The sequence below is a fragment of the Aquimarina besae genome (assembly GCF_042434905.1).
Taxonomy (GTDB): Bacteria; Bacteroidota; Bacteroidia; order Flavobacteriales; family Flavobacteriaceae; genus Aquimarina.
In genome coordinates this window covers 4,922,043-4,945,691 of sequence record NZ_CP170199.1, presented here as the reverse complement: position 1 = coordinate 4,945,691, position 23,649 = coordinate 4,922,043, and the positions used below count along the sequence as shown (strand labels likewise).

Here is a 23,649-nt window from a genome sequence, read left to right as displayed (position 1 = left end):
TTGATTTTATAAAATACTGTTAAACTAAAAGTAACAAGGTGTAAACCTATTTATCTTGTTCAAAATTAACTACAGCTACCATGTATAAACAAAATTCCCCGGGTTAAGTTTTTGATTCTGATTTTGGATTATTTTGGTAAGTTGTATATGACATTTAAAACAATATTATAAACATATGAAAATACTTGTTGGTTTTTCCAGAATATTTGTAGCAGCGCTTTTTTTGTTTTCAGGATTTATTAAATTGAATGACCCTTTAGGATTCTCCTATAAATTGCAGGAATATTTTAGTGAAGGTGTATTGAATATGGAATTTTTAATTCCATACGCACTATTAATGGCAGTATTCTTATGTGTTTTTGAAATTATCGTTGGAGTCACATTATTACTAGGGTATCTTCCAAAATTTACAGTTTGGTCTTTACTAGGTATGATCGTATTTTTTACATTCCTAACCTTTTATTCAGCTTATTTCAACAAAGTTACAGATTGCGGATGTTTTGGGGATGCTTTGCCATTAACTCCTTGGGAGTCATTTACAAAGGATATTATTTTATTGGTCTTTATCTTGATTTTATTTTTCGGAAGAAAATATATAACACCGATTTTACCTCAGTCTTCTCATAAATGGATCGTTTTTGTATGTTTTTCTGCTTGTTTAGCATTTGCATATCACGTGCTAATGCATTTACCGACTTTCGATTTTAGAGCTTATAAAGTAGGAACTAATATACAAGAAGGAATGTCGGTTCCCGAAGGAGCTCCTGAAGCCGAATTTGAATATTTTTGGAAATTTGAAGTTGATGGCAATGAAGAAATCATTAAAACCACTGGTGAGTATCCGCAGGTTAAGGGCAAATATATTGGAGTAGAAACTAAGATGATTAATGAAGGATATATTCCACCGATTCATGATTTCGCCATAGAAAAAGACGGCCAAGATTATACTACAGAGTATCTGGACAAAGAAAATGTTGTCCTTATTATTATGTACAACCTTTCTAAAAGTGAAGGCGAAGGAATGAACACGATAAAGGGGCTTACCGAAAAGGCTTTGTCACAAGGATATGATGTCATTGGGTTGACGGCATCTTCTCCTCAAGATATTTCTCAGAAAAAAGAACAATACGATTTAAGTTTTGATTTTTATAGTACAGATGAAACGGCTCTAAAAACTATAGTAAGATCTAATCCGGGAATCGTAAAATTGAATAAAGGCACAATTACAGAAAAGCTGCATTGGAATGATGCGGATAAACTGATTTTAGAGAAAGTAGAGCCATCTAAACCAAGTATTAATGAGTCATTAAAAACTCAATTAGATAGTATTGCTAAACTTGATCAGAAGTTTAGAAGACTAATGCAAGCTCAAACTGCAGAGGAAAGAGATAGCATTGCTAAACTTGTTGGAGCGACCGAAGAAGAAGTATTTAGTGATTATTGGAAGCAGCAAATTGCAATTGATTCTTCCAACACAGTTTTTATCGAAAACGTATTTAAGAAGTATGGATATCCAGGTAAATCACTTGTAGGAGAACCAACCAATACTGCTGCCTGGTATGTGATACAACATTCTGATAAAATTGATCAATATCTTCCTATGATCAAAAAAGCCGGAAAAAAAGATGAAATTCCTTTCAGATTAGTTGCAATGATGGAAGATCGATACCTAATGAGTAAAGACGAAGAGCAGATTTATGGTACTCAGGGAACAACATTAAATTATAATACAGATAAACCAATACAGATTATTTGGCCAATAAAAGATGCGGATAATGTAAATCAAAAACGTAAAGAGGCCGGATATGACACTACTATTGAAGAGTATGCTAAAAGATTATACGGAGATACTTTTGAATATAAAGCATACACATTAGAAGAAGTCAAAAAACTTCAAGAACAGGCTAACTAAACAGGATGAAATACTTCTATAAATTCGGGTATGCCTTACTTACTTTATTAGGAGTAATTACTGTGATTTTTTTATTGTTCACTATTCTTCCCGGTGATCCGGCACAGATGATGATGGGGCAAAACGAAAATCAAGAACAACTGGATGTCATCAATAAAAAGTATGGGTTTGATCTTCCATTAAGTACACAATATTTTTATTATCTCAATGATCTTTCTCCTATTTCATTTCATAGTACGAATGAGGACGATTTTTCATATTTCGACACCAGAAAATATTCCGGGATTTCGCTATTTACATTAGCTACTACAAAAACAGTTTTTAAGTTTCCGTACTTAAGAGAATCTTTTCAGAAAAATGGTAAAAAAGTAAGCCAGGTGATCAAAGAAACATTACCTAATACTGCAGTTCTGGCGATTTCGGCAATATTTATTGCGATATTAGTAGGGATTTCTATGGGGATTGTAAGTGCGTTGACAAAAGATCAATGGCCGGATCGATTGATTCAATTGGTGAGTACAATAGGAATGAGTGTACCTTCCTTTTTTAGCGCTATTATTTTTGCATGGTTGTTTGGATATGTGCTTCATGAATATACAAATCTAAACATGACAGGAAGCTTGTATGAAGTGGATGATTTTGGAGAAGGTACTTATATTCAATGGAAAAACTTACTTTTACCTGCTGTGGTTTTGGGAATCCGACCATTAGCAGTAGTGACTCAACTTATGCGTAATTCTTTGTTAGAAGTTATGAGCCAAGATTACATAAGAACAGCAAAAGCAAAGGGGTTGTCTTTGTTTCAGGTAATTAGAAAACACGCTTTAAAAAATTCACTGAATCCGGTGGTGACCGCTATTTCAGGTTGGTTTGCCTCTATGTTGGCCGGAGCAGTGTTTGTAGAATATATTTTTGGGTGGAATGGATTAGGAAAAGAGATTGTAGATGCATTAAATACATCTGATCTTCCGATTATTATGGGAGCAGTAATTGTGATCTCTTCGGTGTTCATTCTAATCAATATATTTGTAGACATTATCTATAGATGGTTAGACCCCAGAATTCGGGTTTAATAATCTTATCTTGAGTAGTAACCAAATAGTAACCACACACATAAATTAAAATTAATGAGAGCAAAAATCGTAGCAGGAAACTGGAAAATGAATAAAAATCTGGCTGAGACCGGGGTTTTATTATCAGAATTAAAAGTAAAGCTAAAAGATAAACCAGAAGCAAAAATTATTGTAGCACCAACATTTACCAATCTATACTACGCTTTTGAAGAGCTTAAGGGGTTTGATATTGAGGTAGCAGCACAAAATATGCATCAGGCCGAAAACGGTGCATTTACAGGAGAAATTTCTGCAGATATGCTAAAGAGTATCGGTGTTGAAACGGTTATATTGGGCCATAGTGAGCGTAGAGCATATTTTGGTGAAACTGATGAATTATTAGAGGAAAAGGTAAAAACAGCTTTAAAGCACGAGATGAATGTTATCTTTTGTTTTGGAGAAGAATTAGAAGATCGTAAGAGTGAAAATCATTTTAATATTGTAGAGAGTCAGTTGAAGAATGCATTATTTAAATTAGATAATTCAGCTTGGAAAAATATTATTCTTGCATACGAACCTGTTTGGGCTATCGGAACAGGAGAGACTGCAAGCCCAGAACAAGCTCAGGAAATGCATGCTTTTATTCGTAAAACAATAGCGAATGCATTTGATACAAAAATCGCAGAAGAAGTTTCTATACTCTATGGAGGAAGTGTAAAACCTGCCAATGCAAAAGAGATTTTTGCTAAACCTGATGTGGATGGAGGGTTAATTGGTGGGGCTGCTTTGGATCCAGAAAGTTTTGCAGCTATAGCAAATTCATTCTAAACAAAACTTGCAACATAAATTAAAAGGTATTCGTGTCTTATCGAATACCTTTTTATGTAATCAAAAGATTAACTTTACAGCCTAATTTTTAGCTAAGATGACAACTCCTATTTACATAGGTTACTATTTTACCATAGAACCTTTACAACCAGCAACAGAAATTTTAATTGCAGAATTAGGTTATGCAGGTTTTGAAAGCTTTGTTGAAACTGATAAAGGAGTGGAGGCCTTTATTCAGAAACCAGAATGGAACGAAAACATACTAGATGAGATTTATATATTAAATTCTGATGAGTTTTTAATTACCTATACTACGAATGAAATAGAACAAGTAAACTGGAATAAAGAATGGGAAAAAAATTTTAATCCCATTTTGGTAGACGATATCTGTAGTGTTAGAGCGCCATTTCACGATCAACCTGATGTAATGTACGACATTGTGATAGAACCAAAAATGTCCTTTGGGACAGGACATCACGAAACAACTCATATGATGATTCAGCATTTGTTAAAAAATGACTTTGAAGATAAAAAGGTATTGGATATGGGCTGCGGAACTGGAGTTTTGGCAATTTTAGCAGAAATGAAAGGTGCAAAACCCGTGGATGCTATTGATATTGATAACTGGTGTTACCTCAATACGATTGAAAATGTCGAACGTAATCACTGTAAGCATATTACTGTATATGCAGGCGATGCTTCACTATTGGTTAATAAAGAGTATGACATAGTAATAGCAAATATTAATAGGAACATACTATTAAAAGATATATCTATATATGCACAAACTTTACATAAAGGTGGTCGTCTTTTCTTAAGTGGTTTTTACAAAGAAGATTTAGAAATGATCACAACAGAATGTAATCAACATAGATTAGAGTTTATTGATTGTTTTGAACGAAATAATTGGATTGCAGCTTGTTACGAGTTAAAATAATCTAACAGAGGATTATTTTTTCTGTTCGAAATAGTATATTTGTATAAAATTGATGAGATGAGCACTCAAGAAAAGGTTTTAGAAGAAGTTTTAGAAAAAACTGTCGAGAAGAATAATAATGAAATTGTTTTGTATAACGATGATGTGAATACATTTGATCACGTTATCGAAACTTTAATATATACCTGTGAACATACACCCTTACAGGCAGAGCAATGTGCGATGTTAGTACATTATAAAGGTAAGTGTACTGTAAAAACGGGAGTTTATGAAGAATTAGTTCCTAGATGTTCTAAGTTATTAGAGGCAGGCTTAAGTGCCGAAATCGTATAACAAAATAAAATTTGATAAAAAAATCGCTCAATAATTAATTTTATTGAGCGATTTTTTTATCAAATTTTAAATTACGGTTATAACCTACTGGTAATAAAGCTTATAGATGTTTTTTTTGTAATTATGCTTATTTTTTAAAAAAAAGGAATTTTGTTAAAAAATAAGCATAAATTTTGCTATTTATTAAAGAATAATTCAATGTATTAACCTTTTTTAGTAAAAAATTATCATATCTTTGGATTGGAAAAATTGTACGCCCTAAAACTTTCTTATTGATTTTAAGCTAGCACAGTTCGTTAGTTTTAAATGTACTTTCCCAAAATAATTATACAAACTAAACACATTATTACAATGAAAAGATTTAAATTCTTAACACTTTGTGCTATCACAGCAGGTTTTGTTACATCTTGTCAAAAATAAGATATCTCGACAGAAATTGACCAAACAAATAAACAAGTTTCTAAAGAGGTAAAACTTCAACTGGAAGCAATTGGAGTAAATCCTGAGGGGGCAAAAATGCAAACCAGAGTACTATTTGATGGTTCTGAGGTTATTGGTGTTAGATCCGGAGATTATTTTTCTACTATCGATAATTTAATGAAAACTCCTGCTCTTGGAACCGCAGAAGTAAATACAAAGCAATACAGAACAAATAATTTGGTTACTGGTTCATATAGAACCATTGATGTTATAGGTTACACCGGTGGAGGTGGTTTTGGTCTTACTAGTAAGGAAAGAATAGGGTTACAGTGGGCCGTAAATAACTACAACAGACTAAATTTGTCAATTACTTTTAGATTGACTTTTGGTACAGATTATGAATCAAAAGATATGATAGTATACCACGATCCAAATGAAGAAGCAGCAGGAGAACAGGGAGGAGTGGCAGGATTTCCTGATGCACAAGGAAGACCTAATTTTGGCGTAGCAATTTATGGTTTAGGAGGACTTTCTAATAATGTCAACGAGCACGTAATTACACACGAAATAGGTCATTCTATAGGATTTCGACATACAGACTGGTTTAGCCGTCAGAGTTGTGGGCAATCTGGTGAAAGCGCAGGTTCTGATGGGGCCATACATATTCCTGGAACAACTACCGGATATGACGCTACATCAATAATGTTAGCTTGTTTTGGTACGGGTACTAGCGGAGAATTCAATAGTAACGATATAACTGCGTTAAACTATTTGTACTAATAGAAGTTACAGTATTTTAAAAGTGAGTCTTCCTAAAATAGGTTGATAGTTTTAATAATTTAAATTAGGCCAGAGAAGCTATCTTCTTTGTTTTTTTTCTTATGTGTAAAATTAGTTTAAATGATTTAATGCTTTCTGGCTATTCTAACCAAAAAGAATATAAAAAAATGCATTAATAAATTTTTAACACAGAATAGTTAAAAATTTATGATTTGTAGGATAAAACTTATAATCTATTTTAAAATATTTTATTTTAAAATTTATGTAACTCTATCATTATTACAAATGGTTTTTGATTAAAGGTGAAGGTAATGAATAGATTAGTAGATGCACTTAATCGGCTTTATTGAGTAATTTAAAGATGGTTATTTGTTAATGATTATCGAGTTTTATTAAATTTAATCTATGAATTTAATGGATAAAGAAAGAATCATTTAAACAATTAACTGATATTTTAAAAAAAATATCATATCTTCAACCCGCTTTAAATTTAAAAAGATTCAAAGCTTATTAAATTAATTGCATTCAAAATAGATTTGTAACTAGGTCTGTTTTGTTAAGTAACTACACAAACTCAACTTTTTAAAAATGAAAAAAATCAAAGTATTAGCGCTTTGCGCTATCGCGGCTGGTGTAATCACATCTTGCCAAAAAGACGAAATCTCCAACGAACAACCAGTTTCTTTAGAACTTAGTAAGGATTTGCAAGATAAGCTACTAGATGCGGGAGTTAATCCATTAAATGCTACCATAGAGACTATTGCCAATCTTGATGGTGTTTCTATGGAATATGTGAAGTCTGGAGATATTATTCTGCCTCTAAATAAATTAGAACAAGACGAGTATAAACTTGGTGATTTAGAAGATGGTAACAAACAATACCGAACTAATAATCTTATCAATAACAATAATTCTAATATTGATATTTTAGGATATACTGGTTCTTGTTGTGCTCTTACTTCTACAATGAGAACAGGTTTACAGTGGGCTGTTAACAATTACAACAGAATCAACACTCGACTTAATTTTAGATTAACCTTCGGAACAAACTTTGAAGCAGCTGATATGGTTGTATATAACAACGGTCAAGGTGGTGCTGGTGGACAAGCTGAATTTCCAAGCGGAGGAAGACCAGGTAAATTTATTCAGATTAATGCCGGAACAGGTTCGTTTGGAGGAAGTAATGTGAACAATGTAAATGAGCACGTTATCGGACACGAAATAGGACATGCTGTTGGTTTTAGACACACAGACTACGCACGTAGAAGATGTGATGGTTCTAACGAAGGTACAGCAGGTAGTATTGGAGCGATCAACATTCCTGGAACACCAACTGCAAACCGTTGGGGACAAAACGGATTAGATTCTGGTTCTCTAATGATTTCTTGTTTCGATGGAAGCGAGGATGGGGAATTTAGTAGCTTCGATGTTGTTGCTCTAGAATTCCTATACTAAATTAAATATATTAAATAGATTATAAGAGCTTTGAATCTTTAAAAACCATCTCGATGAAAATCGAGGTGGTTTTTTTTGAATATCTGTTATAAGGCCCGAGAAAAATCTGTTAAAAATCTATTCTGAATGATACATTTGGAGTAATACCTGCAGAAAAAGTATTCATTTCTTGTAATAAAAAGTTATTATTATCAAATTTAATATCATATGTTCTGTTTAAAATATTTTCTCTATCATATAGGTTGAATAAAGAAAAGCCAATTTTACTTCTCCATTTATCTCTCTTGGATAAATTAAATTTGTAGGAGGCAGAAAAGTCAAAACGATGATAGGTATCCAATCGATCACTATTCACTTCTCCATAATCTATAAAGAGAAATTCATCTGTTTCGATGATACCGGTTGCCGGCGTGTAAGGTCTTCCGGTTCTGATAGTCCACCCCAATGAAAATTCGAAATTATTCCATTGGTAACTATGTACCCAGGACAAATAATGATTAATATCAAAATTACCGGGAAAATATCTTCCTTCATTAACATTTTCAAATTTAAAATTTTGATCCGTGAATGAATACCCTATCCAGGTTCTGTAGTCTTTAATTCTTTTTTTGATCAATAGGTCTATACCAAAAACTTCGCTTTCTCCAGTCTCTAAATCTAATACACCATTAAATCCATTTGCAAACGAGGTAAGTCCGTCAATTGATTTGTAGTACCCTTCGATATCAATGTACCAGTTATTTCTGTTAATTGTAAATCCAGTTGAAATTTGATCGCTGGAAAGTACAGAAACGAATTCGGAGTCAGCCAAGAGCCATATCTGGTTATCCAGATTAAAATCATTGGGCAAGTAATTAGATATCTGACTGATTACCTGGTTTCTTTTCTCTGCAGCTACTTTGGTGATAAGGTCTTCAGATACGTTGATTTCAAGGTTCATTCTGGGCTCCCAATAGGTTTTATCTAAAACAGAGAAATAGTTTGCTCGAATGCCAGCACTAATCTTTAGCTTTTTTGGTGCATTGTATTTATATTCTCCAAATACAGCGTGGGTAATATTATTATCACTTTCATCAAAAGAAAAGTTATCTGCAGAATAATCGGCATTATACATTACGTCATTAGTAGAGAAATCGTAGCCTGATTCGAAGCTATGTTTAGTATTTATTCTCCAATTAGTATGGATTGATGCACCCGCATCTCGAATTGTGTTTTTTTCTACAATACTATTTTCAAAAAATAAGAACCCATCACTACTGGCTCTGGATTGTCTAAGACCATCGTAATCAAAATCATAATTGGAAAAATAGATATTCGATGAATGAGAAAAATGATCACTCCATTTCTTTTTCCACTGGATATTCGCCCCTTGATTGACAAACTCTAGGTTGTCTTTTTGGTTTTCATCAAAAGGTTCACTAAATCCCTGAATATTTTTGATATTGAGAGTATAATCTAAACTGTTATTAGTAAAGATTGAGCTTATAGTTAATTTGTCGTTTTCGGATAGATCAAGAATGGCTTTTACAGTGAGGTCGGTAAAATAAAATATATTTTCATTTTCTACCGTTTCTTGATCTAATTTCTGATTGTCAACAAAAAAACGAATACTCTGAAACGCACGTTCAGAATAACTACGAAACGTGGATGTTTCTATAAAGTCGGTAAATGCTCTTCTGCCGGAAATTACCAATCCAAAACCTTCGTCTATTGGTGTTTCGAGATATATGTCAGCATTGGTCATATTAAATCCAAACCCAAATCCAAAATCCTTTGGAATTTCGTTTTTTGACTCTATATCAACTACTCCAGAAATTCTATTTCCGTATTTAGCTTCCGTACTACTCCTAAAAAGCTTAATATTTTCGGTAATATATGGATTGAAAATAGATAAAAGATCAAAAAAATGTCCAGAACTGTACATTTTGATACCATCCCACAAAATCAAATTATGATCCGGAGTTCCACCTCTTATATGCAAAGAAGAGGCTGTTTCTGTAGGACTTTGTACGCCGGGAAGAAATTGTAAAGTTTGTAATACATCAGGTTCCACTAATCTTGGCAAGATGCCCAATTTACTGGGGTCGATATTGATTGCGCTACTGGCTCCTTCTCTCGATATTCCTGATGTTACATATTCTGTAATTACTACTTCGCCCAATTGAAAATCATCTTCAGAGAGTAATATTCTGATGCAATTTGTATTTCCAAGATCTTTAGCAATAAATTGTTGGCTTTTATATCCTAAAAACCTAATGTTTATAGTATCAGTAGGCTTAGATAAGAATAACTGGAAAAAACCTTTGTCATCTGTAGTTACGGATCTAGACTGATTAATGTTGTTTATAAAAGCCTCATGCAAAGGTTTCTGAGTCATCTTATCTTGCAAATATCCACATATAGATATTGTTCCTTCCTTATTTTTTTTTCTTATGATATAATATCTGTCATTGATCTTTTCAAAAAGTACAGACGTTTGTATTTGTATTGCTTGTAAAGTATTTTCTAAAGTTTTGATTTTATCAATAGTAATTTTTTCTTTTCTGATTATATCAGGATTAAAAGAAAACTTGATGTTATAGGCTTCTTCTAAATCTTTTAGAATAATATTTAGTGAAGTATTGTCGTATCCCAATTTCGCTGTTTTCTGAGAAAAACAACCAAGACTAATAAATACAAAAAAATAGAAAAAAAATGATTTCATTTATTCTTTAACGAGAACTATATTGTTTTCGTTTTCAAAAGTATATGAAATTTCCATGGGAACAAAGATTGTTTTTAATGCTAACTCTATATTGCTATGATTGTAGCTACCTGTAAAACGTTGATTTTGATCGATATTTTTCTTATCGAAGGTTATATTAAACTGATTTTCAAGAGATTGAATTACTTGTTTTAATGGTGTGTTCGAAAAAGTAGTTTCTCCAGATATCCAGCTGGGTTCTGTTGATTTGATTTCCCATCTCTCTACTTTATTATTGGCAACCCTAAAAGCATTTCCCTTTTCTAAAACAGCTTCGCTTGTATCACGGCCAATAGCTTTTACTTTTCCTTCGTGACAAATAACTTCAAAAAAATCATTTTGAGTATTCACGTTAAATTGTGTACCTAATACTTCTACATTCCCCGAATTAGTCTGTACTACAAAATTCGATCCTTTCTTTACTTTAAAAAAGGCCTCTCCCGATAGGGATACTTTTCTGGAATCTTCCCAGTCAGATTTTTTAAAAGATAACTTGGATTTAGAATTTAGAATTACCTCGGATCCGTCCAGAAGTTCTATGGTGATTTGTTCGCCATAACCTGTTGTATAAGTAGTAGATCGGTCAAACAAAAAGAATAAGCCGATAATGGCCAGTAGTGTGGCGGCTATACCATAGCTCCATCCATTTAGTAATCGAGCGGTTTTATTTTTTTTGTAGAGATCATTTTTGATTGAGGTAAGAATTCTTTCTTTATCATAGTTAGGAGACTCCAACGTATCTAATTTGTTAATGATAGTTACATATTTCTGATAATCCTCGGATCGTTCAAACTGCATTTTTTCATTAGTGTTAAGATCGCCATTCAGCCATCTTGCCAAAAATGTTTCATCTGAGTATGGATTTTCCATTTGCTATTTTTTCTTTTTACGCTTATGCCTTCTTTATTATATAACAGGCTTATATTATATTACCCTAATTATGATTATAAAATATCTCCTAATTTTTGTCTTAACGTTAATAAAGCATAATGTATTCGTTTTTCAATTGCCTTAACTGAAACTCCAGAAATTTCTGCAATTTCCTTATAAGATTTTTTGTCAATTCTGGATAATAAAAATGTTTCTCTTTGTTTTTCGGGGAGGTCATCGATTGCATTTTGGAGTTTGGACATAAACTCTTTTTCTTCGATCAGGAACTGAGGATCTTGATTATTGAGATCTAAATGCGGTTTCTGCTGAAATTTAAGTACTACCTTTTTATGAGCAATATGATTTAGTAGGCTGTTGTTAGCAACAGTAAATAAGTAGGATTTTGCTTTGAAAAAAATCACCTTTTTACAATTTTGCCATAATTTTATGAAAGCATCTTGTATAATATCCTCGGCTAGATCTACATCACCGCACTTGTAATAGATAAGATTGCGTAAAGACTCTGAACAATCATTAAAGATTGATTCAAAATTTTTCTCATCACAAACAGATTTCTCTTCCATATATTTTTCGAAGATATTTATTTTAAGGATATATAAAAAAACGTTAAGTCAATTTTTTTATTCTTCCGGGATTGAGGAATGTGTTGCGGTGGGTTGTAGATTAATTTTAACCATTAGTCGATCTTTTATAATTAATCAGTGATCTGTTTCTAAGATAGGGTATTGGTTTATATTTTTTTTATAAAACTAAACTTTAAGAATAAATAATAGAAGCAAGCTCAAAATAAAAAAGCAAGCTCTTTTATTTTGAGCTTGCTTTTTTATTTTGAGCTTGCTTTGTTTTCAACTTTTTGTTGATTTATTCGTGACCTCGGCAGGATTCAAACCTGCAACCTCTTGAGCCGTAATCAAGTGCACTATTCAGTTATGCTACGAGGCCTTTTTTGCGGGTGCAAATATATGGGTAATTTATAAATTATAAAACTATTTTAGAATTTCTTTTTTAAATTTTTCGATGATTTCACTTGCTTCATTTGTTTGATGATCGTAAACAAATAGTTCAGTCGAACTTTCAAGAGTTCCAAAACCAGCTAGCCGTCCGGATTCTTTATGATCTTTAACTACTGAAAAAATGTTTGCCTGCTCAAGTAAAAAGACTATGCGGTTTACTAAGATTGAGGTTCCAGTATAAATTTTAATGTATTTGTTCATAATTTGAAGTTTTAATAAATATTTTGATGTAAGCGGAATGCTTCTTACACATTCCGCTTTTTTATTTACTCTTTTGATGTTTTTTGAGACATCATTTTTTTAGCAAGATCTGCGCCGATCAAAGACTGTAACAAATTATTATTAGAATTTTGTTTGCCACCATCCTGAATATAAATTTCGGGTAGTTTCAAATCTTTGAGTTGCTTGGCAACATTTACAGAGGTTTTATACTCCCATTCTGCGCGCTCTTGAGGTGTAAGCCCTGCTGTTACTAATTTAGCATTCTCATACGATTGTGCATCTGCCATAGTCTTCTGAGTTTTTGCTTTAAACTGTGCAACTTCATAGTTCTTACGTTCTTCAATTAGATTAAATTCTGCTACTTTGGCTTTTGTTTCAGCTTCAATAGTTTTTTGAATTTGCTCTTTTTCTAACCGTGCTCTTTCTGCCGCTTTTTCAGCTTCGCCTCTTGCAGTTTCTTTTTGCGCACGATAGAATTCACGTTCTGCCTGCTGCTTCTCTAATTGGGTTTGTGCCACTTCTTCCTTTTGTAATTGAAGTCGTTTATCAAACTCCGGCTCCCAATCAATCTCGGTAACAACAGCTTGTACGACTGTTAAACCATACCCTCCTAGTGAATTTCCTTTTTCTCTAACAGGTTCTCCGTCTTCATACTTTATTCTAAAACGTTTTTGTTTAGACTCTTTGTTGACTATAGTTCTTACTGTAGTGCTATCACCAATGGTTTCTCTGTTTTCATTAGCAATAAATTCTTCGAGTACATACATTCCGTTTTCTAATTGATCCTTAAAATATCTGTCAAAATCAGAAGCCTGACCAGAGATATAATCCTGAGCATCCATAAGTTTACATGTATTCTTAATGGATTGATCAATATTGGGTATGATCCTAGAGCGAATTAAATTTCTCTCCGTTTTATTACGATCTGCGACCGATAAAAATTGGTCTTGATCTGTTGTATTAATACTGATAACTACAGAGGTAGCAATTCTTGCCTTTACTGCATCGCTAAACGCCCAGTATTTAGCTTGGTCCACATTGGCATATTTACTTTGCTCACCTAATTCATTTTCTTTATTTGGAATCACATATTTTATAGGTAATTCGAATTGAATAGGTATTAAACGCCCCCACATTTTGGTATGGATTCCCTGATGAACAACTGCCTTCTGACTTCCCCAAGGATACTGCACTGCGTAAGCCGTACCTGGCTCTGCATAAAAGAACATTCCTGAGATAACACTCATCACAAGTCCAATGATGATCATTGAAATATTTCTTTGTCGAGTGAATTTATGTAATGTTTTTGATTCTTTAAAAAATGGCTTGATAATAAAAATGACGATTCCAATAAGCATCATTATAATTCCTAGATATGTTAGCATAGTAATAGCATATTAAAATTTATTAATTAGTTTTTTAGTGAATGAAAATGCTATTGATTACATGATTTCTATGAGTATTAAAGGTTTCAGAATTGTTTTAATTGTTTTGTTTCCATTCAATATAGATGGAGAGGAATAAATAGAAAAATTTTTATGCTAAAATCTGTGAAATTGAATATTATTTTTTAATAATTAAAATGATTTTGGTTTTAATTTGTAATATGTAGCTCTTTAATCTTGTTTTAAAATGTAACTTTTTGATTTGATATGATTCTAAATTATAATATGCCAAGAGGGTTTTTCATGGTGAATTTCTAATTGTAGGGTCTTTTCATCTTTTTTTAATCGGTTTTTTTGATTTTCGTTATTTTGCAGGTATGAACATACAAGAATTAGTAAGAGATATACACGACTTTCCGAAGCCGGGAATTATTTTTAAAGATATTACACCGCTTTTGGCAAATCCAGAGGCTTTAGTGTATTGTGCAGATCGATTAGCGCAGTTGTGTCCCGATAATGTGAATATTGATAAAGTTATCGGTATTGAAGCAAGAGGCTTCATTCTTGGTGGTATGATAGCCCAACGATTGGGAGCTGGTTTTGTTCCGGTTCGTAAAAAAGGGAAGTTACCATTTAAGGTAAACTCTAAAAGCTATGGATTGGAGTATGGAGAGGATGTGTTAGAAATTCATGAAGATGCAATTATAAAAGGGGAGAGGGTATTAATTCACGATGATGTATTGGCAACTGGAGGTACGGCGCAAGCTGTTTGCGGACTTGTTGAAGAATTAGGAGGTACTGTTGTGCAATGCAATTTTATTATGGAATTGAATTTTCTTAATGGAAGAGACAAACTACAGAAAACAGTAGTTTCTTTGATAAATTACTGATAAATAGAAAGCAAAAGAACCTTCAAAATGCTGAAGGTTCTTTTTATAAATTTATTATAAGATTATTTTTTTGTAGTTGCAATGATGGCTCCATCGTTTGCTTTGTCTCCATAAATACTCATTGCGATGGTTGGTTTCAGAAAATCAACCTCTTCTAAGCGGTCTGACTTGGCTAAATCATCTAGCGTTTTAAAATCAGCTTCTTTACCATCAATTATAATAAGTTTGTCAATATCCGGATCATCTACAAAGCTAAATTTTTTGGATTTATTGAAATGTGATGGAAATTGTTGACCATTAAAAATGAAATTTCCGTTTTCATCTTCTTCAAAATTAAAAGAATTCATTATCTGATCTTTCAACTTTCCAATATCAAAGTGTTGTCCATTAAAAAATAAAGAATCTCCTTCCTTATCAAAATCAAATCTAAAATTCTGGTTTTTTAAGATGCTATCCATATCAAAATTTCGATTGTTAAAACCAATTTGATTTCTCCAAGATGCGATGTCAAACATACCTGAGTTGGTGATGTATAAATTTCCGTTTTTATATCCCAGTTCTACATCCGATATCGGTTCTGATGACGATGAAGAATATTTGCTTTTAGCATTTCCTTTTTTAAGGATAACGCTCAGGCTAGTGATCTCATTTTGATCATTAAATTTGATTGTTTCTATTATTAGTTCGATACCGTTTTCTAAAAAGAATGTTTTGAGGTCTTCCAGTTCCTTTTCAGTCGTATTCTTATTGATGGTAGCAATGATTTCATTAAACTCAGAGACATCTTGAATTTGTTCCAAATATGATGCTGATGTAAATGCTGTTAAGGAGAATATACCTAGTATACCCATTCCTGCAATTATCCATTTTTTCATACTAAATATTATTTTTTTAAATTTTAATTGAGATAAATTCAGTTATAAATACGAAAAATGGAGCTTAGTGTTGCAGGCTGGCTATATTTAAGAAAGATTTTTTAAGATTAGTCCAAAGCCCTTTTTGTGACATACAATCTCCATCCAAAAATCAGCAATTGTAACTTAGAAGCTTTGCTAAGGTCCAGGCTTCTTTTTGTGAAGCTTGGAAGTATTAGTTTATTTAGTTTTGCCAGAAAAATAAAAAGTTGTTTTTGCATACTTCTAAAATAGAAAAAACTCATCAAATTGAGATGAGTTCTGGTTACTTGTTTTTAAGCAAAGATATCGCTAGTTTTTTAAGATAACTTCTATGACACCATTTTCAGCTTCTGAACCAAATTTTGTTAGGGCTTTTAAATCCTTGTAAATATTTACTGAAGCTATCTGATCACTTTCAATTTTTTGTAGTTTGCTGTAATCGGCTTTTTTTCCATTGATATATACTAAAGGTTTTGGCTTACTTGCTCCTGAGGTAAAATTCATTCCATCAGAGACTTTAATTTTTACTTTTTTATCATTATTTGAATTAACTATTGAATAGCTTTTAGGGTCGTTTTTAAAAGAAAATCCAGTTCCCTCATTACTATTCTTTTTCGTGGTTATGTTGATGACACCGTCTTTTGCTTTTTTTCCGTATTTCTTAATGCTCGCTTCGCCTTTGGATACATCAATACTATCTATGTCTGAAGATTTTAATTTTTTCACTTCCTTTTTACTGGCTTTTTTTCCATCGATAAAGAATAGTGGTTTTTTTTCTGAGTTGTTATCAAAATCGTAAATCATTCCATTTCCGTGATTCTGTATGAAAATATTGTTATCGCTATCGTTATATACAACGTTAGGTTTTAGTTCCTTTTCATTACCATTTTTGTCTATTGCTATTACTTTTTTGTTGGCGGAGTCATATTTTAGAGTCGTATGCTCATTATTTTTAGTAAATGAGTTTATTTTTATTATACCATTGTTCTCATCTTCTTTTTCGATATAAAAGCTAGAGGTCGAGCCGTTTTTGATATCATTATGAGTAAAATATTGTCCAATTTTGATCTTGTCTTTTTTATTGTCGTAGGATAATACAAATGGCAAAATCGGAGTGTGATCTGCAATTGAATAGTTAGCGTTGCTTTTTTCGGAAGACATGACTAAACTAATACCTATAATTTCATTAGCGTCATTTCTTTTGATGTCACTAAAGCTGATCTCAACCTCATATTCGTTTTTAAATATTCTTTTTATTCTTTCCAGATCATCATTTGTAAAAGTTTTGTCAATTACAAATTCGATAGTATTTTTTTGAGATGTCAAAACCTCTGGAGTAGCAGGCTGTTGTTTATTTGTTGGAATTGAGTTTTTAGTTTTGTTCTTTAAAACTGTATTTTTCGGAAACGTGTTTCGCAGATCATTGCTATTCTGTGATTCATTTTTTTTGGGAAACAAAGGTGTAGTTCGATTAACAGGTTTTTTTTCTTTGACGGGAAACATATTTTCTTCTGAATCATGAAGCATTTCTCTCTGCTGTTGTATATTAGGTAAAATATTTAGTTCTGGTGTTTCATTCTGGATATAATGTATTTCTGTTTTAGTATTAAAACCCCATAAAAAAAGACTTAAAAGAGGTAAAATAATTGTTGCTTTCCAGAGATTTTGATGATTTGATTCTTTTTTGTTTAACATAACGATTCGTTTTTTGATTAATGATTGATAAAAATTATTGGTGATTGATGAAAAATTATTTGACGATACTTTTATTAGTGCCAACTGATATTCTTTTTTTGATGGAAGATTCCGTATGGCTTCGTGATCTGCAATGAATTCTAAATTTTGTTGTAAACTTTTTTTGTAAAGCCAAGAAATAGGGTTTATCCATTGAAATATTACGAAAAGATTAGTGATTAATATGTCTATGGTATGATATTGTTTTGCGTGTATTTTTTCGTGCTTTAGTATCATTTTTAATTCTTCAGTATGATGAAGTAAAGGGTTAAAAATGATATATCTGAAGAAAGAAAATGGAGCAATATCTTCTTTCGTTTTTAAAATAGAAAACCCTCCTTTTTGTTTGTTTTTACTTTTTGTAATTATCCTTTTCAGGGAGATAAGTTGAAAAATAAAACGACCGAATAGCAATATGGCGATAAAAATATATAAGATAAATACAATCAACCACCAATTTACAAATGCTGATTCAGCCTCTAAGTTTGAAGAAGTCGTTGAAGTGAAGTTTATTGATTTGAATACGGGTTTTTCTACAAACTCTACCGTTGTGAACTCTAAGAACGGAAGTAGTAATGAACAAATAATTCCTGCTAAAAGAAAGTGTCTGTTTAGTGTAAAGAAAGTTTCTTTTCTTAAACAAAAAAGATAAACAAGGTAGAATATGGATAATGTTACGCTTGATTTCAATAAGTATATTAAAAATGCTTCCATAAATTTACTTTTTTTGTTCTATTACGTCTAAAATTTCTCGTAACTCTTCAGCTGTAATTTTTTCTTCTTTGGCAAAAAAGGAAACCATATTCTTGTAAGAATTGTTAAAATATTCTGTCATTGCTTTACTAACAAAATTACTTCTGTAAGCTTCTTTAGAGATAATAGGGAAATATTGATGTGTTTTACCATAGGCTTTATGATCGACATATCCTTTTTCTTCAAGATTTCTTATAATTGTAGAAACTGTATTGTAGTGTACAGAATCGCTAAGTTCCGCCTGAACTTCTTTTGCAAACGCTTTCTCTAATTTCCACAAGGCTTGCATAATTTCCTCTTCCTTATTGGTAAGTTTTTCCATTTCTTTATGTCTTATAATTTCAAATATATAACTACGTTTTTAGTTTTACAACTATTTTCGTAGTTATTTAACTATTTTTATAGTTTTCATTATAAGGATTATAAAGAATCAAACTCAAAAATTAGTGTAACATTCTATAGATATGACATACTTATTCTATATTCGCAAACAAATAAATGATATATGATTCAGAGTATAATTTTTGTGATTATTGGATTTGTGCTTCTTGTGGTTGGAGGAGAATATTTGGTGCGTTCATCAGTGGCATTGTCATTTAGATTAAAGTTGTCTAAAATGGTAATTGGTCTTACCGTGGTCTCTTTTGCAACTTCTGCGCCGGAGTTACTGGTAAGTTTACAAGCGGCTTTAAGCGGAGCTGCTGATCTTTCTCTGAGTAATATCATTGGTTCTAATATAGCTAATATCGGATTAGTTTTGGGTATCACTGCTCTGATTGGTCCCTTGGCAATAGATAAGGATTTTTATAAATTCAATTGGCCTGTTATGATGTTATTGTCCTTTGTGTTGTATTTTTTTCTGGATAATGATGGAGTATTAACAAGAACCGAAGGAGCTGTGTTGTTAATTTCACTAGTTGTTTACTTGTTTTTATTAATCAGAAGAGCTCGTGGGCATGCAGATGCAATGGTCGAAGAAGTGGATGGGAGGTTAGAAAAGGTCTCTAATTTTAAAATGCTTCTATGGTTGTTGATTGGCGGGTTGGCTTTATATTTTGGTTCAGAGCTATTAGTAGAAGGAGCTAAGGATATTGCTACCAGAATGGGTGTAAGTGAAGCGGTTATTGGACTTACGATGGTAGCTGTTGGTACCAGCGTTCCGGAATTGGCTGCTTCGGTAATTGCAGCGTTAAAACAAGAAAAAGCTATCTCATTAGGAAACCTTATTGGTTCTAATATTTTTAATATAGCTTCTGTTTTGGGTCTTACATCTTTGATTCAGCCAATTACGGTTAGTGATACACGTCTTATGGAGATTGACATTTTTTGGATGCTTGGATTTGCAATGATATTGTTGCCGTTGGCCTTTATTCCTAAGAAAATGATTTTAAGCAGACCTAAAGGATTTCTTATTTTTGCAGGCTATTGTATTTTTATAGCACTGGTATTTATAAAATAGAGGCTATCTCTGTTTCAATAGGATCAGAAACTAACTTTTTAGAAGATGGTGAAAAGTTTTAGATGATTTTGTTCTTATGTTGAATAGTATTCTAAGCTTCTCTGTTTGGTTAAAATATCATATGAAAGCTTGTCTTTAAAGAAATGCTTGTTTACCGTAGACAGGAATATATTGAAGAGAAGTGTGTTTTATCAACGTTCCAAATCTCGTAATAATTAGATCAAAAAAAACAGTCTCTTGAATAAACAAGAGACTGTTTTGCGTTTAACACGTTAGTTAGGTACTTGCGCTTAGAATATTCTATTATGCAGTTACTGCAGAAACATCGGCAGTTTTAACAGTTTTCACAATTCTTGCAGCAATTTTATAAGGATCACCATTTGAAGCTGGACGACGATCTTCTAACCATCCTTTCCATCCTTTTTCTACAGTAATAATAGGAATTCGAATAGATGCTCCTCTATCTGATACTCCATAAGAGAACTCGTTGATCGACTGTGTTTCGTGCTCTCCTGTTAATCTTTGGTCATTAAACTCACCATAAACAGCAATATGTTCTTTAGTTACCGGTCTAAATGCTTCACAGATAGTCTCGTAAACTTCTTTAGATCCGCAAGTTCTTAAAATTTCGTTAGAGAAGTTTGCGTGCATACCAGAACCATTCCAGTCTCCCTTGATAGGTTTAGGGTGATATTCTATATAATATCCATATTTTTCAGTAAGTCTATCAAGTAAATATCTTGCGATCCAGATTTCGTCTCCTGCTTTTTTTGCACCTTTTGCGAACAATTGAAATTCCCATTGTCCACTTGCTACTTCTTGATTGATGCCTTCAAAATTAAGTCCAGCGTCGATACATAGATCAGCGTGTTCTTCTACAAATGCTCTTCCGTGAGTGTTTTTTCCTCCTACAGAACAATAGTACATTCCCTGAGGACCAGGGTATCCACCAACAGGGAACCCTAACGGTAGTTGAGTGGATTTGTCCATAATAAAGTATTCTTGCTCAAAACCAAACCAGAAATCATTATCATCATCATCAATCGTTGCTCTTGCATTAGATTCGTGAGGAGTTCCGTCAGGATTTAGAACTTCGGTCATTACTAAATATCCGTTTCTTCTTGTTGGATCAGGATAGATAGCTACAGGTTTTAATAAGCAGTCAGAAGAACCACCTTCAGCTTGTCTGGTAGAACTACCATCAAAAGACCATACCGGACAGTCTTCTAACTTTCCGCTAAAATCTTCTTCAATTTTTGTTTTACTTCTTAGATTAGCAGTTGGTTTATAACCATCTAACCAAATGTATTCTAATTTAGCTTTACTCATAATTAACACTTTATAAATTGAACTCTTAAAGGTTTCAAAATTAGTTTTATTTTGTGATAACCGAAAAAAAATAGGGGGGCAAATGTATTTTTTTTATCAATTTTTATCAACACCCTACTTTTTTGCAGGGTATTTTGATTTTATTTTAATTTTATCAGAGCATTTTTTTAATATTAACAATAAAAACTTCCTTTATATTTGTAAAAAAGTTACTCAATTATGTCAACACTCAGATTTCAAGCATTAAAAGAATCCTTACGTCGCAGTTCTGTGATGGTTACAGAGACAGAACGTCGATCTGTTTTATTTGGTGAAAACGTTTTTAATCAGGCTACTATGCTTCAGTATCTAACAAAAGATGCATATAGTAGTGTAATGGATGCGATCGACCACGGAACGAAAATTGACAGGCAAATTGCAGATCAAATTGCATCTGCCATGAAGGATTGGTCTCTTTCAAAAGGAGTAACACATTACACGCATTGGTTTCAGCCTCTTACGGGAGCAACAGCTGAAAAGCATGATGCTTTTTTTGAAACCATCGACAATGGTCAAGGTATAGAGAAATTTGAGGGAGGGCAGCTTGTGCAACAGGAGCCTGATGCTTCTTCCTTTCCACATGGAGGCATTCGCAATACTTTTGAAGCTAGAGGGTATACGGCCTGGGATCCTACCTCTCCGGCGTTTATTTATGGAACAACACTATGTATTCCTACCGTTTTTGTAGCTTACACTGGCGAAGCGCTTGACTATAAAACTCCTTTATTACGAGCTTTGCAAGCTGTGGATACTGCGGCAACTGCGGTTGCCAAATATTTTGATAAAAATGTCAAAAAAGTAAATGCCTCTCTAGGATGGGAGCAAGAGTATTTTCTAATCGATAGAGCTCTGGTTGAATCCCGGCCGGATTTGGTAATGACCGGTAGGACATTGTTGGGCCATTCATCTGCAAAAGGACAGCAGTTAGATGATCATTATTTTGGTAGTATTCCGACAAGAGCATTGGCTTTTATGAGGGATTTAGAGGTAGAATGTATACGGTTAGGCATACCTGTAAAAACTCGTCATAACGAAGTAGCTCCTAACCAATTTGAACTTGCTCCTATATACGAAGAAACAAACCTGGCTGTAGATCATAATTCCTTACTTATGGATATAATGGAAAAAGTTTCTTCAAGACATCAGCTAAAAGTGTTATTGCACGAAAAGCCATTTGCGGGTGTAAATGGTTCGGGAAAACATAATAATTGGTCTTTGGGTACCAATACTGGAGTCAATTTATTGAGTCCGGGAAAAACACCCATGAGCAATCTTCAATTTTTAACCTTCTTTATCAATACGATTAAGGCTATAAATGAGCATGAAGAATTAATGAGAGCGGGCATTGCATCTGCTAGTAATGATCATAGACTCGGTGCTAATGAGGCTCCTCCGGCAATTATGTCGGTATTTATTGGAGAGCAATTGACAGCGGTTTTAAAAGAGCTTGAGGGAGTAACCGATGGAAAATTGTCTCCACAGGAAAAAACCGATCTTAAGCTTAATGTGGTGGGGAAAATTCCGGAGATATTATTGGATAATACAGATCGTAACAGAACATCGCCTTTTGCATTTACAGGTAATAAATTTGAGTTTAGGGCAGTTGGTTCAAAAGCTAATTGTGCAAATCCTATGACCATTCTAAATACTATTGTAGCAAAGCAGCTGGTAGAATTTAAGAAAGAAGTAGATAAACTGATCGATAAAAAGAATTTGAAAAAGGATGAAGCAATTTTTAATGTATTAAGAGAATATATTAAGAAATCAAAAGATATTCTTTTTGAAGGCAATGGATACGGAGAAGCTTGGGAGAAAGAAGCAAAAAAACGAGGATTGAGTAATAATAAAACTACTCCTGAAGCTCTGAAAGCAAAAGTTTCCAAGAAAACCTTAGACCTTTTTGAGGAAATGGGGGTTATGAATAAGGTAGAAGCAGAAGCGAGATATGAAATCGAAATTGAAGAGTATGTTATGCGTATACAAATAGAAGGAAGAGTGTTGGGTGATATTGCCAGGAATCATATTATACCTACAGCTATCAAGTATCAAAATATGTTAATAAGCAATGTTTCAGGTTTGAAAAATCTATATGAAAAGGATTTTAAGAAATATGCAAAAGAGCAAATGGAAATCATAGAAGAAATTTCTGAACATATAGGTAAGATAAATACCAAGGTAAATGAAATGACAGCAGAACGAAGAAAAGCAAATCAATTAAGCGATTTAGAAAAAAAGGCAGCCGACTATTGTAATAAAGTAAAGCCGTTATTTGATCAAATTCGGTACAGTTGTGATAAACTAGAGCTATTAGTAGATGACGAGTTATGGCCTTTAACTAAGTACAGAGAGCTTTTATTTACCAGATAGGTAAGAATTCACTGACTAAGCTTGTTTTTTGTTTTATTTTTAACAAAAAATTAATATCTGTTAAACCCTTGAAAAACCCATAGGAAATTGCAGTTTTTATGGGTTTTCCGTAATGCATTTTGTCGAAATCTTACAAAATATTCAAAATTACCCTTAATGTTTTCATAAATTTGCTTCGTTAAACAAAAAGAGCTTTTAATTTTTGTGAAAC

At 32.7% G+C, this 23,649-nt stretch carries 19 protein-coding genes and 1 tRNA gene; 10 read left to right on the top strand and 10 right to left on the bottom strand.

The genetic code is table 11. From position 1 onward, the window contains the following. Positions 1-175 precede the first annotated feature (175 nt). From ACE94K_RS21850 to ACE94K_RS21820, 7 genes are all read left to right on the top strand, one after another. Positions 176-1,912 carry a BT_3928 family protein gene (locus tag ACE94K_RS21850; protein WP_378177642.1) on the top strand — a complete coding sequence of 579 codons (1,737 nt, stop codon included), beginning with the start codon at positions 176-178 and terminating at the stop codon, positions 1,910-1,912. 5 nt (positions 1,913-1,917) lie between these two features. After that, positions 1,918-2,985 carry an ABC transporter permease gene (locus ACE94K_RS21845; RefSeq protein WP_378177639.1) on the top strand — a complete coding sequence of 356 codons (1,068 nt, stop codon included), beginning with the start codon at positions 1,918-1,920 and terminating at the stop codon, positions 2,983-2,985. 54 nt (positions 2,986-3,039) lie between these two features. Beyond that, a complete protein-coding gene (gene tpiA / locus ACE94K_RS21840; RefSeq protein ID WP_378177636.1) occupies positions 3,040-3,792 on the top strand; it encodes a triose-phosphate isomerase in 753 nt (250 codons plus the stop codon). A 97-nt stretch (positions 3,793-3,889) separates the two neighbouring features. Further along, positions 3,890-4,729, top strand: a complete 840-nt coding sequence (prmA, locus tag ACE94K_RS21835) for a 50S ribosomal protein L11 methyltransferase (RefSeq protein ID WP_378177634.1) — start codon at positions 3,890-3,892, stop codon at positions 4,727-4,729. Between the two features lie 57 nt (positions 4,730-4,786). Further along, positions 4,787-5,062, top strand: coding sequence for an ATP-dependent Clp protease adaptor ClpS (locus tag ACE94K_RS21830; RefSeq protein ID WP_378177632.1), 276 nt, complete (start codon positions 4,787-4,789; stop codon positions 5,060-5,062). Between the two features lie 516 nt (positions 5,063-5,578). Then, positions 5,579-6,262 carry a M57 family metalloprotease gene (locus ACE94K_RS21825; RefSeq protein WP_378177630.1) on the top strand — a complete coding sequence of 228 codons (684 nt, stop codon included), beginning with the start codon at positions 5,579-5,581 and terminating at the stop codon, positions 6,260-6,262. 588 nt (positions 6,263-6,850) lie between these two features. Next, complete coding sequence (locus tag ACE94K_RS21820; RefSeq protein ID WP_378177628.1) at positions 6,851-7,717, top strand: M57 family metalloprotease; 867 nt, start codon at positions 6,851-6,853, stop codon at positions 7,715-7,717. Between the two features lie 109 nt (positions 7,718-7,826). Here ACE94K_RS21820 and ACE94K_RS21815 read toward each other — a convergent pair whose 3' ends face one another. From ACE94K_RS21815 to ACE94K_RS21790, 6 genes are all read right to left on the bottom strand, one after another. Beyond that, on the bottom strand, positions 7,827-10,421 hold the full coding sequence (locus ACE94K_RS21815; RefSeq protein WP_378177626.1) for a TonB-dependent receptor domain-containing protein: 2,595 nt from the start codon (positions 10,419-10,421) through the stop codon (positions 7,827-7,829). Further along, positions 10,422-11,330 carry a FecR family protein gene (locus ACE94K_RS21810; RefSeq protein ID WP_378177624.1) on the bottom strand — a complete coding sequence of 303 codons (909 nt, stop codon included), beginning with the start codon at positions 11,328-11,330 and terminating at the stop codon, positions 10,422-10,424. It lies immediately after the preceding gene. 74 nt (positions 11,331-11,404) lie between these two features. Continuing rightward, positions 11,405-11,914 (bottom strand): RNA polymerase sigma factor, encoded by a 510-nt coding sequence (locus ACE94K_RS21805; protein WP_378177622.1) that lies wholly within the window; start codon positions 11,912-11,914, stop codon positions 11,405-11,407. Between the two features lie 305 nt (positions 11,915-12,219). Next, positions 12,220-12,293, bottom strand: a tRNA-Arg gene (locus ACE94K_RS21800). A gap of 44 nt (positions 12,294-12,337) precedes the next feature. After that, entirely contained in the window at positions 12,338-12,565 is a 228-nt protein-coding gene (locus tag ACE94K_RS21795; protein WP_378177620.1) for a putative signal transducing protein, read from the bottom strand. Between the two features lie 65 nt (positions 12,566-12,630). Beyond that, positions 12,631-13,971, bottom strand: a complete 1,341-nt coding sequence (locus ACE94K_RS21790) for an SPFH domain-containing protein (RefSeq protein ID WP_378177618.1) — start codon at positions 13,969-13,971, stop codon at positions 12,631-12,633. A gap of 377 nt (positions 13,972-14,348) precedes the next feature. Here ACE94K_RS21790 and ACE94K_RS21785 point away from each other — a divergent pair, with 377 nt between their 5' ends. After that, on the top strand, positions 14,349-14,861 hold the full coding sequence (locus ACE94K_RS21785; RefSeq protein WP_378177615.1) for an adenine phosphoribosyltransferase: 513 nt from the start codon (positions 14,349-14,351) through the stop codon (positions 14,859-14,861). 62 nt (positions 14,862-14,923) lie between these two features. Here ACE94K_RS21785 and ACE94K_RS21780 read toward each other — a convergent pair whose 3' ends face one another. The 3 genes from ACE94K_RS21780 to ACE94K_RS21770 form a co-directional block, all read right to left on the bottom strand. Further along, a complete protein-coding gene (locus ACE94K_RS21780) occupies positions 14,924-15,736 on the bottom strand; it encodes a hypothetical protein (RefSeq protein WP_378177612.1) in 813 nt (270 codons plus the stop codon). 330 nt (positions 15,737-16,066) lie between these two features. Then, entirely contained in the window at positions 16,067-18,205 is a 2,139-nt protein-coding gene (locus ACE94K_RS21775) for a M56 family metallopeptidase (RefSeq protein WP_378177610.1), read from the bottom strand. A gap of 4 nt (positions 18,206-18,209) precedes the next feature. After that, complete coding sequence (locus ACE94K_RS21770) at positions 18,210-18,566, bottom strand: BlaI/MecI/CopY family transcriptional regulator (RefSeq protein ID WP_378177607.1); 357 nt, start codon at positions 18,564-18,566, stop codon at positions 18,210-18,212. Between the two features lie 183 nt (positions 18,567-18,749). On the opposite strand from ACE94K_RS21770, the gene ACE94K_RS21765 reads away from it, so the two are divergent. After that, complete coding sequence (locus ACE94K_RS21765) at positions 18,750-19,703, top strand: calcium/sodium antiporter (RefSeq protein ID WP_378177605.1); 954 nt, start codon at positions 18,750-18,752, stop codon at positions 19,701-19,703. 303 nt (positions 19,704-20,006) lie between these two features. On the opposite strand, the gene ACE94K_RS21760 is transcribed toward ACE94K_RS21765, so the two are convergent. After that, on the bottom strand, positions 20,007-21,032 hold the full coding sequence (locus ACE94K_RS21760) for a glutamine synthetase beta-grasp domain-containing protein (protein WP_378177602.1): 1,026 nt from the start codon (positions 21,030-21,032) through the stop codon (positions 20,007-20,009). A 219-nt stretch (positions 21,033-21,251) separates the two neighbouring features. Here ACE94K_RS21760 and ACE94K_RS21755 point away from each other — a divergent pair, with 219 nt between their 5' ends. Then, complete coding sequence (locus ACE94K_RS21755; protein ID WP_378177599.1) at positions 21,252-23,438, top strand: glutamine synthetase III; 2,187 nt, start codon at positions 21,252-21,254, stop codon at positions 23,436-23,438. Positions 23,439-23,649: the final 211 nt, after the last annotated feature.

What these genes read in the sequence shown, in the direction of transcription:
- ACE94K_RS21850 (WP_378177642.1), top strand. Translation starts at nt 176, where the DNA reads ATGAAAATACTTGTTGGTTTTTCCAGAATATTTGTAGCAGCGCTTTTT.
- ACE94K_RS21845 (WP_378177639.1), top strand. Translation starts at nt 1,918, where the DNA reads ATGAAATACTTCTATAAATTCGGGTATGCCTTACTTACTTTATTAGGA.
- tpiA (WP_378177636.1), top strand. Translation starts at nt 3,040, where the DNA reads ATGAGAGCAAAAATCGTAGCAGGAAACTGGAAAATGAATAAAAATCTG.
- prmA (WP_378177634.1), top strand. Translation starts at nt 3,890, where the DNA reads ATGACAACTCCTATTTACATAGGTTACTATTTTACCATAGAACCTTTA.
- ACE94K_RS21830 (WP_378177632.1), top strand. Translation starts at nt 4,787, where the DNA reads ATGAGCACTCAAGAAAAGGTTTTAGAAGAAGTTTTAGAAAAAACTGTC.
- ACE94K_RS21825 (WP_378177630.1), top strand. Translation starts at nt 5,579, where the DNA reads ATGCAAACCAGAGTACTATTTGATGGTTCTGAGGTTATTGGTGTTAGA.
- ACE94K_RS21820 (WP_378177628.1), top strand. Translation starts at nt 6,851, where the DNA reads ATGAAAAAAATCAAAGTATTAGCGCTTTGCGCTATCGCGGCTGGTGTA.
- ACE94K_RS21815 (WP_378177626.1), bottom strand. Translation starts at nt 10,421, where the DNA reads ATGAAATCATTTTTTTTCTATTTTTTTGTATTTATTAGTCTTGGTTGT.
- ACE94K_RS21810 (WP_378177624.1), bottom strand. Translation starts at nt 11,330, where the DNA reads ATGGAAAATCCATACTCAGATGAAACATTTTTGGCAAGATGGCTGAAT.
- ACE94K_RS21805 (WP_378177622.1), bottom strand. Translation starts at nt 11,914, where the DNA reads ATGGAAGAGAAATCTGTTTGTGATGAGAAAAATTTTGAATCAATCTTT.
- ACE94K_RS21795 (WP_378177620.1), bottom strand. Translation starts at nt 12,565, where the DNA reads ATGAACAAATACATTAAAATTTATACTGGAACCTCAATCTTAGTAAAC.
- ACE94K_RS21790 (WP_378177618.1), bottom strand. Translation starts at nt 13,971, where the DNA reads ATGCTAACATATCTAGGAATTATAATGATGCTTATTGGAATCGTCATT.
- ACE94K_RS21785 (WP_378177615.1), top strand. Translation starts at nt 14,349, where the DNA reads ATGAACATACAAGAATTAGTAAGAGATATACACGACTTTCCGAAGCCG.
- ACE94K_RS21780 (WP_378177612.1), bottom strand. Translation starts at nt 15,736, where the DNA reads ATGAAAAAATGGATAATTGCAGGAATGGGTATACTAGGTATATTCTCC.
- ACE94K_RS21775 (WP_378177610.1), bottom strand. Translation starts at nt 18,205, where the DNA reads ATGGAAGCATTTTTAATATACTTATTGAAATCAAGCGTAACATTATCC.
- ACE94K_RS21770 (WP_378177607.1), bottom strand. Translation starts at nt 18,566, where the DNA reads ATGGAAAAACTTACCAATAAGGAAGAGGAAATTATGCAAGCCTTGTGG.
- ACE94K_RS21765 (WP_378177605.1), top strand. Translation starts at nt 18,750, where the DNA reads ATGATTCAGAGTATAATTTTTGTGATTATTGGATTTGTGCTTCTTGTG.
- ACE94K_RS21760 (WP_378177602.1), bottom strand. Translation starts at nt 21,032, where the DNA reads ATGAGTAAAGCTAAATTAGAATACATTTGGTTAGATGGTTATAAACCA.
- ACE94K_RS21755 (WP_378177599.1), top strand. Translation starts at nt 21,252, where the DNA reads ATGTCAACACTCAGATTTCAAGCATTAAAAGAATCCTTACGTCGCAGT.